Genomic DNA, 13,685 nt, shown 5'->3' on the forward strand with positions numbered 1-13,685 from the left:
ACCATACACTCTACGGGATACATTTCTGGGCAAGTTATATTTCACAAACTTGCCCGAGTCAAGTGCAAAGCGGTCCTAGTAAGTAGTTTATTCTTTTTATCCCCCCAAACCCTTAACTGATGCTGATTATTGATGCCCACTTAGACATGGCTATGAATGCCATAGAGTGGAACCGAGATTATACTTGCTCTGTACAGGAGCTTCGCGAACGTGAAATAGAAAAACAACTTACCGACAAACGCGACCGTGGCAAAGGAACAGTGTCATTGCCTGATTTGCGTAAAGGAAACATCGGCCTCGTAGTAGCGACGCAATTGGCGCGGGTGACCCAAAGAGGTAGTGCCTTTGACGGATGGTACTCGCCTGCGCAAGCTTGGGCTATGACCCAAGCCCAAGTGGCGTGGTATCAAGCTATGGTAGATTTGGGTGAAATGACCCAAATTACCAACCTTACACAGCTACAAGCTCATATGGCATTATGGGAAGATACTTCTATCCCCAATGAAAGCAAGCCGGTTGGGTTTATCTTATCGCTCGAAGGGGCTGACTCTCTTATTCATCTTTCTTACCTCGAAAAAGCATACGCCTATGGGCTGCGTGCTATTGGCCCTGCCTGGTATGGATCGGGGCGCTATGCTTCTGGTACGGGTACTACGGATGGCCTCACTGCCGCTGGGCGAGACCTCCTGCAAGAAATGGACTCTTTAGGAATGATTTTGGATGTAACTCATCTCACCGACAAGGGTTTTGACGAAGCGTTAGAATTGTTTAAGGGGCCAATTTGGGCAAGTCATCACAATTGTCGTGCTTTAGTGCCTCATCAGCGCCAACTGACAGACGAGCAAATTTTGCGCATCGTAGAAAGGGGTGGTGTGATAGGAGGGGCATTGGATGCGTGGATGTTGGCACCTGGGTTTTTGCAGCGACAATCAGACCCCAAAGCTTTTGGGGTTACGATGGCGAAGCTTGTAGACCATTGGGATCATATCTGCCAACTGACCGGAAATAGCCTCCATGTTGCTTTTGGAACTGATCTTGATGGCATGTTTGGAAGAGAGCAATCGCCTTATGATTTAGATACCATTTCAGATTTACAATTGTACCAAAATGTGCTCCAAACCAAAGGATATACCAATAAGGATGTAGAAAACATCTTTTATAAAAACTGGTTTAGGCATTTGAGTGCTTCTTGGCAAAATAATATTTTGTAAATCGAGTTTTGCGCGAGTGGATTATGATGTATATATGAAATTTGTACAAATTTTAAGTGTATAAATGACATATTAAAAAAAATTAAAAAATAGTATACTTGTAATAACATTATTTTAAAAATAAAACATAATTTGCAATTGGTATAACCAACTAACCAATCAAATCTATGTTTAAAATTCTATTTGTCAGCCTGTTGGCGATTTTTGTCGGCATCGGGCAGTTGATAGCCCAAGACCGAACGCTGTCGGGGGTGGTCAAAGATGAAGCTGGGCAAGGGCTGCCCGGTGTCAATGTTCTTCTCAAAGGCACCAGCCGCGGGACCAATACGGATGCGGAGGGCACCTTTAAACTTTCGGTACCTACGACTGGGACTTTGATTCTATCCTCTGTAGGATACGAAACCAAAGAAATTGCGTTGGGAGCTGCTTCTTCAATTGAAGTCTCTCTTGCGCCAGATGTACGTACTTTAGGTGAAGTAGTAGTGACGGCTTTGGGGATTTCCAAAGACCAAAAAGTCTTGAGCTATGCTACTCAAACGATTCAGACGGGCAATATTTCGAAAGCTCGCGAGCTGAACGTCGCCAACTCTCTTGCGGGAAGGGTAGCAAACTTGGATATTGCCCGCTCCTCTTCGGGCGTAGGAGGCTCTTCAAGGGTCGTCTTGCGGGGCGATCGCTCTATTACCGGCAACAACCAAGCCTTGATTGTCATCGACGGCGTACCGATGGACAACTCTAACTTTAGCCCAGGCAATGCCAACGGAGGCCGTGACGGGGGCGATGGGCTTTCGAGTGTCAACCCTGACGACATCGAGTCCATCAACGTATTGAATGGTGCATCCGCAACTGCACTTTATGGGAGCCGCGCTGCTAATGGTGCCTTGATTATCAATACCAAAAAAGGCTCAGTACGAAAAGGTTTTGGGGTGACTATCAATAGCTCATTCCAAGCAGAACAAGCGATGATTTTGCAAAAATTCCAAAACGTATATGGGCAAGGTAGCGCAGGCGTGTACAACCGTGCGAGTGAATTTAGCTGGGGTCCAAAAATGGAAGGACAGCCCGTAGCGATGTGGGGACCTAATCCCACCAATGCTGGGAAAACTTACAACATGACGCCCAATCCTAACAATTACCGGGATTTTTATTCAACTGGTTCGCAGATTTCTAATTCGCTCGCTTTCTCTGGGGGAAGCGAAAAAACACAAACTTACTTCTCCTATACAAACGTAGGAGCCAAGGGAATTGTGGACAACAACAAACTCAAGCGTAACATTCTTAACCTAAGAATTTCTAATCAGATTGGCCAAAAGCTTTCACTGGATACCAAAATCACTTACTTAAGTGAGCGCATTGACAACCGGCAGCAAACGGGTGAAGCCTTTGCCAACCTCCAGCGTCATATTTTACGGATACCTCGCAATATAAGTTTGGCACAAGCGCAAGATTTTGAGTATGTTGACCCTGTTACTGGTAGCCTTCGCCAAAACTACTGGAATCCCGGCTCTAATGGCGGTCAAAATCCTTATTGGATTAAAAATCGGGTGATTGCGTTGGATAACCGTGATCGTATCACAGGTTTTACATCTTTGACTTATAAAATCACCCCAGCTTTGAAAGTAATGGCACGGGGAGGAATAGACCGCTATGTGGATAAATTTGAAGGTAAATGGTATACCAATACCTACACAATCGCTGATAATGGTGAATACCAAACGAGCTGGCGCCAAGTCACCGAGCAAAACTATGATTTGTTTGCTATATATGATAAGAAGTTTTCGGAATCAATTGCCGTCAATGCTACTGTAGGGGGAAGCCTCCAACGTCGCAGTCAGCTTGACCAATTAACCATCAATAACGGGCTCAACCGCGAAAACTTGTTTATCACTGGCAACGCCCGCAACTCTCAAACCACACGTGGCGTAAACGAAACCGAAAAACAAGGTGTATTTGCGACGGCTGATGTGACTTTCAAAAATGCCCTTACCGTAACCGTTACGGCACGTAATGACTGGTCTTCTACATTGCCCAAAGAAAGTCAATCATACTTCTTCCCTGGGGTAGGTTTTTCGGCGGTTTTATCAAATATGATTACCTTGCCAGACGCGATTTCGTTTATGAAAGTACGCGGTTCGTATGCTCAAACAGGTAACGATGCCCGTCCATATCTCCTCAATCAAACCTATACTTTCTTGGCAGGTGGGCCTAATGGGTTTATTGTACGTGATGGCGTAAAACCTTTCCCTAATTTGAAACCCGAGCTAACCACTGCTTTGGAGTTTGGTTTACAAATGAAATTCCTCAACAACCGTTATGGCTTTGATTTGGGATGGTACAATAGTGATTCCAAAAACCAGTTGTTTCCAGTAGCGATTCCACCTGCTTCAGGATGGTCGTCGGAGTTTATCAATGCGGGATTGGTCAACAACAAAGGCGTGGAGCTAGTATTGAATGCTACCCCTGTACAAACCGATAATTTGCGTTGGGATATTGATTTGAATTATGCCAAAAACGTTAATAAACTCGTGGAGCTTACGCCTGATTTGAAAGAGTTGCAGCTTACAAACGACTTTATGAACAATATCCGCGCCATTGAAGGGCGGCCACTTGGCGAAATCTATAGCCGTGGATATGTACGTAACAATGCCGGACAAATACTGGTAGGAACCGACGGCTTGCCCCAAATTACTTCAGGTACAACCGTGTATTTAGGCAATGCTCGTCCTGATTGGACGGGAGGTTTGAGCAACCGAATTTCTTACAAAAACCTTTCTCTCAATTTTCTAATCAGTGCTCGTATGGGTGGCGTAGTGACGTCGTTTACCAATGCGGTCATCTATGCAGACGGTGTCACTGAAGAAACCTTGGCGGGGCGTGATAGCTATACTTTCCCCGGCGTAAAATCAGACGGTTCGGCCAACAATATCGCTACTACTGCCGAACGCTACTGGGTAAAAGTAGGCGGGCGCAATACCCCTGCGGGAGAAGTATTTACATACAGTGCTTCCAATATCCGTATGCGTGAGATGGCTTTGAGCTACAACTTGCCTTCAAGCTTATTCAAGAAAACACCTTTCCAAGGAATTGCCGTTTCGCTGGTAGGACGTAACTTGTTTTTCTTTATGAACAAAGCCAAAGGTTTTGATCCTGAGCTTGCATCTGGTGCCCAAAATACCTCAATAGGCTTGGAGTCGTTCTCTTTGCCTTCTACCCGTACTTTTGGGGTAAACTTGAACTTGTCATTTTAAGAAAGATTGTTTTTAACATTCAAATGGAGAAAATAATGAAAATATCAAAAAGAATCGCTATCCCGGTTGTGATGTTGATGGCGGCCTCAGTAGGCTTCTATGCCTGTACGGGGAAATTTGAAGAAATCAATACCGATAAAACCAAGCTTACTTCCGTTGATAAATCAGCCGTAGGCAATGCCTTCGCGGCAGCCCAATGGCGCGGAGTGTTTGGAGACAGAGGGCCTTTTCAGTTGATGCAAAGCTTGTTTGCTGACCTTCATGCCCAATACTATGCCAACGTCGCTATCAATTTCCCTTCTGACCGTAACGTCATGGTAGGCAACTGGCTCAATGGCGCTTGGGGAAATTTTTATGGTCAGCAGATTCCCCCGCTTTTGGTGGTTTTGGATGCCACAAAACCCGGCGGGCAAGCTGAAGATGCAAACATCTACGCGATTGCTTCGATTTGGAAAGTACAAATGTATTTGCCAATGACCGACTACTGGGGGTCTATTCCTTACTCAAAAGTGGGTGGAGGTACCAAAACCGTAGAATATGATAGCCAAGAGTCGATTTATAAAGATTTTTTGGCGACCCTGAAAACCTCAGTAGCTACGCTCGAAAAATCTAAAGGCAAGACGGTATTGGGCAACAACGACCAAGTTTATAATGGTAATATTGATAAATGGATTTTGTTTGCCAATACCATGCGTTTGCGTTTGGCGCTGCGGATGTCGAGAGTAGACCCTGCTTTGGCAAAAGCCGAAGCCGAATCGGCGGTAGCAGCAGGTACTTTACAAACCAACGCCGACGATGCTTTTGTGAAAGTAACGGCCAACTCTCCTAATCCTTTGGGAGGAATCACGGCATGGAATGAGTTTCGGATGAGTGCCGCCATGGAAAGTACGCTTAAAGGTTTCAATGACCCTCGTATCGGTAAGTTTTTTAGCCCTGTGGCAGGAACAAACGTTTATAAAGGATTGCGTAATGGCTACACACAAGTACAGCTAGGATTGCCTGAAAATGCTGCCGCTGCCAATTCAAACGTAGCGCCTGCTTTCCAAGATGCGGCGCGTTTTACGCAGCCTTGGGGCATTATGTTTGCTTCGGAGGCTCATTTCCTCCGCGCCGAAGGTGCCCTCAATGGCTGGAATATGGGCGGTACTGCCAAAGACTTGTATGAAAAAGGAATTGCCCTTTCGATGAGTCAGTGGGGAATCACGGATGCCGCCGCTGTAGCTGCTTATACCAATGGTACTACGACGCCCATTGCCCTCAATGACGTAGTGAAAAGCCCCGGTATGACCGATATTCCTGTTAAATGGGAGTCTACGCCTGTTCGTCAGCGTGAGCAGATTTTGACCCAAAAATGGTTGGCTTTGTTCCCGTATGGTTTTGAAGCATGGGCGGAGTATCGTCGTTCGGGTTATCCTAAGCTTTATCCAAAAGTCAACTCAGATGACCCTGAAGTGCCTGTAGGCACGATTGTACGTCGTGCACCTTTTGTGGCAGGCGAAATCAGCACCAACAAAGCGGGTGTAGATTCGGGGGTTTCTAAATTAGGAGGAGCCGATAAATCAACAACTCGTTTGTGGTGGGATAAACAATAATCGATAATTTATGAATAAAAACGGGCGAATTTTCGCCCGTTTTTATTCATAGCTACATCTTTTGAACAATTACTTAAGTAAAAAAGTAAAATTAGCTCAGATATAAGGTTATGTTTTAACTCATTGCCTTTAGGCTGGGGTTAAAAATATGAAAATAGCAAAAGGGCTTTAGCCCTGATTTTCAACTCATACCCTTAATTGTGGCGGATTGTTGCTTCGATTTGTTAATTGTAAAAGGTAGATTATCAGTTGATTGGGTTTGTTTCTAGCGTAAAAAATAGAATCATTACTTAAGTAAAAAAGTAAAATTAGCTCAGATATAAGGTTATGTTTTAACTCCATGCCTTTAGGCTGGGGTTAAAAATATGAAAATAGCAAAAGGGCTTTAGCCCTGATTTTCAACTCTTTTATCTATACTTAAAATCATTTTCCCTTCTAATGTCTTTAATAAGCAGCATATGAGATGTTTGTAAAAAGTCTATTTCAATAATTATCCTTCAAAATCGCTTCTTATCCATGATTCCATTACGTTTTTTATTGAAAAAATATATTTTAATAATAGGGTTTTTATTGGTGGCAAACGTGACCACTACAGCTCAACAAGCCACCATCAAAGAAACCACTCAACGCCTCAAAACGTATGCTTTTTCTGATCCTAATCCAGTGCCTAAACCCGGAAAAATCTATCCCTATTTTCGGTTTGATGGTTTTACGGATAAGCCCGTCATGAAAGATTGGAAGTTTATCGAACTCGAAAACGATTATATCAAAGTGTATATCACGCCCGAAATTGGTGGAAAAATTTGGGGTGCTTACGAAAAATCCACCGATTTTCCTTTTGTGTATTTCAATCATGTCGTCAAATTTCGGGATGTAGCCATGCGCGGGGCTTGGACTTCGGGAGGGATAGAAATCAATTTTGGAGACATCGGACATGCGCCCACAGTATCGGCTCCTGTAGATTATTTTACCCGTACCAATTCCGACGGGAGCGTTAGTTGCTTTTTGGGAGCTTGGGATTGGTCGGCTCGAACGCGCTGGATGGTAGAAGTCAACCTCCCGAAAGATAAGGCGTATTTTACCACTAAGTCCCATTGGTACAATGCCACGCCTTTGGAGACGAGTTATTATCATTGGCTGAATGCGGGCTTCAAAGCCGCTGGCAATTTAGAATTTGTATTTCCGGGTACGCATTATGTAGGGCACAACGGCGAAGTAGGTACATGGCCCCGTGATTCGGTAGGACGTAATCTGAATTTTTATGAACAAAACAACTTTGGTTCCTATAAGTCTTATCATGTCCTTGGAAAACAGACCGATTTTTATGGCGGTTTTTGGCACAACGACAACATGGGCTTTGTTCGCTATTCGCCTTACCATGAGAAGCTTGGTAAAAAAATATGGATTTGGGGTCTGTCTCGACAGGGTATGATTTGGGATAAACTCCTGACCGATACCGACGGCCAATACGTAGAATTGCAGTCGGGGCGCTTGTTTAATCAAGCTTCTGAAGGCAGTATGTATAGTCCTTTTAAACACCTTTCTTTTATGCCTTACACGCATGATAGTTGGACGGAGTACTGGTTTCCGGTCAAACAAACGCGAGGGTTGACCCATGCCACGCCGCGTGGTTCGATGAATGTAAGAGGAGCTGAAAACTGGCTTAAAATAGATTATTGTGCGGTTGCGTCGGTACAAGATACGTTGAAAGTATGGGAAGGAAATAGAGCGATTTTTGCTAAAAAATTAAACCTAAAACCCCTCCAAACATTTCGTGATTCGATACGTTGGACGGGGAATATAGAGTCTCTAAAAATCTTAGTGGGGACGGAGATACTCGCCAACGGGCATTCCAATAACACCGAACGACCATTGGAAGCGGCTAAAACATTTGATTGGAAGTCAGATTATGGCATTTATCTACACGCTAAAGACTTGATGAATCAGCGTAACTATATAGATTCGGATTCACTGCTACAGCATTTATTGCAAAAAAGCCCCTCTTTTAAGCCCGCGCAAGTTTTAAAAGCAGAGTTGGCTTATGTCAGAGGCGATATGGCGGAAGCAAGAGAGGAGGCAGATCTGACACTTGCCAACAACGCCTATGATGCCAAAGCAAATTTTATTGCGGGAATTGTCTATGAACGTCAGAAACAATGGGTAGCGGCCAAAGACCGTTTTGCCACTGCTTCGCTCGACCCTACCTATCGCGGTGCCGCGCTGTATCACTTGGCAAAGATTGCCGTCCATGAGAAAGACTATGCTAAAGCCTCTGAATTATTGCCACAAGTGCTAGAACGCCAAGCGGATCATTGGGATGCCAAAGTACTAAAAGTAATAGTACTGCGTCTTACCCAAAAACACACATTGGCTCTGCAAAAGGCCAAAGAAATTTTACAAAACGACCCGCTCAATCATTGGGTGCGTTTTGAAATAGCTCAGATTACGCAACAGACCGAAGACAAGAAACTTGCCTCTGAGATGATTCGTAGTGAATTGCCTTTTGAGACGTATCTCGAAGTGGCGATTGAGTATGAGAAACTTGGACTATACCGCGAGAGCCTTGACGTGTTGATGTCGTCTCCATCTCACCCAGCGGTGGCTCTTTGGAAAGCTTTTTTATGGGATAAACTAAATCAAAAAAATGAATCAGAGAGGGCATTAGAGGCGGCTATAGTGGCCTCTCCTGAAGGAATTTTTCCGTTTCGTAACGAGACCGCCGCCGTCTTGCGGTGGGCTTTGACACAAAAACCTCATTGGAAATTACGCTATTACTTACATCTTTCGGAGGCTGCCGTTCGCCCCAATGTAGTCTTGAGTGATTTTACTGAAATTGAAGGAGGCGAGATGCCCGATTTTGCTCCCTACTATCTGTATAAAGCTGAAGTACTCAAAACTGACAAAATCCACGCAAAAGCTGCGCTCGAAAAAGCCTACGAATTGACCCCTAATAGTTGGCGTACGGTAAAAACACTCTCAGATTTTTATGCGGCTAATGGTGAATTGCCTAAAGCTTTGGCGCTTCATGAAAGTTTTTCAAAACTACCCAAGCAAGACCACGAAGTATATATTTTGGGACAGCAACGCGCCCAACTTCTCAAGGCCGCAAGACGCTACAAGGAAGCCATCGACTTGATGAAATCGCTTACTATTTTGCCCAATGAAGGTGCTTCGGGCGCTCATGCACTTTTTAGAGAATTGAATATCAGGTATGCTGCTGACTTGTTCAAAAACAAGAAATACAAAGAGGCCAAACTGTTTTTGACCCAAGCCGAAACTTGGCCCGAAAATCTAGGCTCGGGGGAGCCTTATGACCCCGACAATCGTTTGACTGCTTTTTTGAAAAAAACAATTGACCTAAAAATGGCTAAAAAAGCAGTGGATGTCAACGAGACTACCCAACTTGCCAAACAACTCAGCAAGAGCGATTTAGGGTTGTGGGAGTTATTTCAATAAAAATTGGTTGATTCAACGGAGTTTTTGCCCTATTTTGTCTCCTTTATCAAACCATTCAATTGAAGCTATGGGTAAAAGAATTATTTTTATAACAGGTAGTAGTCGAGGTATTGGCAAGGCGGTTGCCACTCATTTTTTAGCACATTCGTCCCAAGATTTGGTGGTAGGTACTGCCCGTACTGCGCCCGATGAATCATGGTCGAAGGCCAATTTTATCGGTATTGAAGAGGATTTGAGCAATTTGGAAGGCTGCGAAAATACCATGAAACGCTGGAAACAAATCGTAGAAGACCACCCCTCATCCTCTCTTGTATTCATTAACAATGCGGGGCGTTTGGGCGAAATAGAACCCTCTTATCATGTGCCAGCGGCAGATTTGGCTAAAACTATTTTTTTGAACATGACCGCACCCATGATTCTCCAAAATTACTTTGTAGGCTTGGCAGTTACTAAAAATATACCTTTGGAAGTTGTCAACATTTCGTCGGGAGCGGCCAAGCACGAATATTATGGCTGGAGTGGATATTGCTCTACGAAAGCAGGCTTTTTGATGGCCTCGCAGGTATTGGCGCTCGAAATCAATCAATTGCACCATCCTGTCAAGGTTTGGAACTTAGCACCGGGCGTCGTAAATACCGCCATGCAAGATGAGATTCGTTCGCGCACTCCTGAGCAGTTTGCTGAGGTAGAGCGTTTTAAGGCTTTGTATGCCGAAGGTAAGTTGCGCTCGCCAGAGAGTGTGGCGGCCTTTATTGATAAGGCGCTTGGCAACGAAAAATTTCAAAATGGAGGTTTTTATGACATTCGAGACCTTGAACACTAACTTACATGTTTCGACCAAAATCGTTTTTGTTGCTTTTAGGGACACTACTTGTTTCGGCCTGTAAAAATTCTTCTGATACACTCTTTACTCGCCTTGATGCCGATGATACGGGCATAGCTTTCAACAATTTTGTTGAAGAAGATGCCGAAAACAACGTTTTGAAATACGGGTACTTCTACAACGGTGGTGGCGTAGGGGCCGGGGATTTTAACAACGATGGCCTCGTGGATTTGTATTTTACGGGCAATATGGTGGCCGATAAACTCTACCTCAATACCTCCAAACCTGACGAAGGAATCACTTTTGAAGATGTCACGGATGCGGCAGGTATCAAGCACTCGGGCTGGAAAACGGGCGTTTCGGTGGTGGATATTAATAATGACGGTTGGCTCGATATTTACGTGTGTCGCTCAGGAGCCGAAGATCCTAATTTGCGCAAAAATCTACTGTATATCAATCAAGGTAAAACCGAGGCTGGTGTAAAGTTTGTCGAAAAAGCCGCCGAATATGGACTAGACGACCCTTCTTATACCACACAGGCGGCCTTTTTTGACTACGATAAGGATGGTGATTTAGATTGTTTTTTGCTCAATCACTCTATCCAAGATTACGCCGGATTTAGTCAATTGATTGCCGATTATCGGCAGCAGCCTGATCCCCGATATGGTAGTAAATTGATGCGAAACGAAGGAGGTAAATACGTGGATGTGTCGCACGAAATGGGCTTGATTAACAATATGTTGAGTTTTGGATTGGGTGTCAATATAGCTGATTTCAATAACGACGGCTGGCTAGATTTGTATGTCTCCAACGACTACAACGAAAACGATTATTTTTATCTCAATCAGGAGGGCAAAACGTTCAAAGAAAGCATTAGAGAAACGGTAGGAAGTACTTCACTTTATTCGATGGGGACTGACGCCGCCGACATCAACAACGACGGCTGGGCGGATATTGTGACGCTTGATATGCTACCCAGCCAAAACGAACGTATCAAGCTTACGGCAGGCGATGATAACTACGACAAATATCAATCACTTCTCAGAGCAGGGTTTCATCATCAGACCATGCGCAATATGCTGCAACTGAACATGGGTGTGAATCCAAATAAAGCAAGCCAAGAAAAAGCAGCGATACCGGTGTTTTCGGAAATAGGGCAACTTGCGGGAGTTTCCAATACCGACTGGAGTTGGTCGGCACTTTTTGCGGATTTTGACAATGACGGGTTCAAGGATTTGTTTGTGACCAATGGCTATGCGCGTGACTATACCAATATGGAGTTTTTGAAGTATTCGGCTGATATTCAGGTGGAATCAAACAATACTGGAAAGGTGCCGAGTCAAATGGACGTCATTGCCAAAATGCCTCCCATCAATGAGCCTAACTACGTGTTCAGAAATCGAGGTGTATCAGCAGAGGGTGCTTGGGAGGGGAGTTTTGACAACAAAGTAAAAGACTGGGGCTTTGACCAGCCAAGTCAGTCAAATGGAGCTATATACGCAGATTTGGACAACGACGGCGACCTTGATTTGGTGACGAACAATACCAACGAAAAGGCTTTTGTGTATCAAAACAATGCTCAACAAAAAAGCCCTACTAACCATCTCAGCGTGGCTTTGAAAGCCCCAAGCGAAGCCTTAAAAATAGGGTCTAAAGTAACAGTTTTTACAAAAAAAGGAACGCAAACGCTCGAATTTCAGCCCGTTAGAGGTTTTCAGTCTGCTATGTATGTTCCTTTGCATTTTGGGTTGGCAGATGTGTCGCAAGTAGATTCGCTCATAGTCAAATGGACTGACCAAAAAACACAAGTCATCAAAGCTCCTCAGGTCAATCAAACAATTCAGGCCGATTATGCGCAATCAATGCCGAGGCAAGAAAGTATTCCTGCTCTTTCTTCTTTTTTGACCTACACGGGAGATTTGATGTCCGTTTTGTCTGCCAATGCCATCAATGATTTCAAAATCCAGACTTTGCTCCCTCAAATGCTTTCGGGCGTAGGGCCTTGTTTGGCCAAAGGAGATTTCAACGGAGACGGTCGTTTGGATGTTTTTGTGGGGGCACCCAAAGGGCAAGCGGATGTTTTGTACCTACAAAATTCCAATGGATTTGTGAAAAGCCCGCAGCCTGAGTTTGAAAAAGATGCCTCCTTTGAATCTTCATGCGCCTTACTTTTTGATGCTGATGGTGACAAAGATTTAGACGTGGCGGTAGTCAGTGGAGGTTATGCTTTATCGGCCACTGATTCGTTGTTACAGCCTCGTTTGTACCTCAATCAAAACGGAAAATTAAAACGCCACCGTGGAGGGCAGTTGTCGGCTTTACGCCTCAATGCCACCGTAGTCAAAGCCGCTGATATTGATGCCGATGGCGACCAAGATTTGTTTATTGGCGCACATTGCGTGCCTGGGCGTTTTCCTGAAGCGCAGGCGTCGGTATTGCTGCGAAACGAAGGGCGAGGCAATTTTTCTGTCATCAGATCTTTTGCGCATTCGTCGCTCGTTACTGGGGCGGCATTTTCGGATTTTAATAATGACAAAAAGCCAGATTTGCTACTGGTAGGCGAATGGATGAAGCCAGTGGTGTATCTCAATCAAGGTGATAAATGGATAGCCGACGAAACGAAAACCAACGCCTTGTTGCCTACTTTGGCACATAGTTTACTCCAAGCCGACCTCGATGGTGACGGCGACGATGATTTTGTAGTAGGCAATATGGGGCTTAATACCCAATACCATGTCACCTCAGGTGATAAGCTCAAGTTGTACTATAAAGATTTTACGGGCAATGGCGGTATCGTACCCATTGTATCGTTGTTTCAGGAAGAAAAAGAGTATCCCTACGCTAGTCGTGATGAATTGCTAGATCAATTACCATTTTTGAAAAAGAAATTTCCTGATTATGTAAGCTATTCTAAAGCTACACTGAGCGATATTTTGGAAAATGATATTTTGAGAACCGCCTTTCTGCTGAGTGCCGACGAACTACGCACCGGGATTTTGTGGAATGAGAAGGGTACTTTGGTATTTAAGGCTTTGCCTACTGAAGCACAATACGCCCCCGTATATGCTTTGGAAGTGATGGATGTAGACAAAGATCAAAAACTTGACTTAATAATAGGAGGAAACATAGAAAGAGCCCGAATCCGTCTCGGTAAAATGGATGCCAGCCGAGGACAGCTATTTTTCAATAAAGGCAGCCACATTTTCGCTCCTGTGGGAGCAGTGCAATCGGGCCTTCATATCAACGGCGAGCTGCGCTCAATGGCAGTTGTCAATGATTTGTTAGTGTTTGGAGTATACAATCAATCGGTAGGGGTATATCGACGACCTTAAACGCGCAATATTTAGGATTTTTG

Annotated in this window: 6 protein-coding genes; all 6 read left to right on the plus strand. The window is 44.4% G+C overall.

The window, feature by feature from the left end; translation table 11 throughout:
- The first annotated feature begins 119 nt into the window (after window positions 1-119).
- The 6 genes from G563_RS0127270 (at window position 120) to G563_RS0127295 (ending at window position 13,662) form a co-directional block, all read left to right on the plus strand.
- On the plus strand, window positions 120-1,211 hold the full coding sequence (locus G563_RS0127270; protein ID WP_028668128.1) for a dipeptidase: 1,092 nt from the start codon (window positions 120-122) through the stop codon (window positions 1,209-1,211).
- Window positions 1,212-1,378: 167 nt separating this feature from the next.
- Window positions 1,379-4,459, plus strand: a complete 3,081-nt coding sequence (locus G563_RS0127275) for a SusC/RagA family TonB-linked outer membrane protein (RefSeq protein WP_037328365.1) — start codon at window positions 1,379-1,381, stop codon at window positions 4,457-4,459.
- 35 nt (window positions 4,460-4,494) lie between these two features.
- Window positions 4,495-6,051, plus strand: coding sequence for a SusD/RagB family nutrient-binding outer membrane lipoprotein (locus tag G563_RS0127280; protein ID WP_028668130.1), 1,557 nt, complete (start codon window positions 4,495-4,497; stop codon window positions 6,049-6,051).
- A gap of 516 nt (window positions 6,052-6,567) precedes the next feature.
- Complete coding sequence (locus tag G563_RS36020) at window positions 6,568-9,507, plus strand: DUF5107 domain-containing protein (RefSeq protein ID WP_051211244.1); 2,940 nt, start codon at window positions 6,568-6,570, stop codon at window positions 9,505-9,507.
- A 67-nt stretch (window positions 9,508-9,574) separates the two neighbouring features.
- Entirely contained in the window at window positions 9,575-10,330 is a 756-nt protein-coding gene (locus G563_RS37285; RefSeq protein WP_051211245.1) for an SDR family NAD(P)-dependent oxidoreductase, read from the plus strand.
- Between the two features lie 5 nt (window positions 10,331-10,335).
- Window positions 10,336-13,662 carry a VCBS repeat-containing protein gene (locus tag G563_RS0127295; RefSeq protein ID WP_037328366.1) on the plus strand — a complete coding sequence of 1,109 codons (3,327 nt, stop codon included), beginning with the start codon at window positions 10,336-10,338 and terminating at the stop codon, window positions 13,660-13,662.
- The last annotated feature ends 23 nt before the right edge of the window (window positions 13,663-13,685 follow it).

It is taken from the genome of Runella zeae DSM 19591 (assembly GCF_000423565.1).
GTDB lineage: Bacteria > Bacteroidota > Bacteroidia > Cytophagales > Spirosomataceae > Runella > Runella zeae.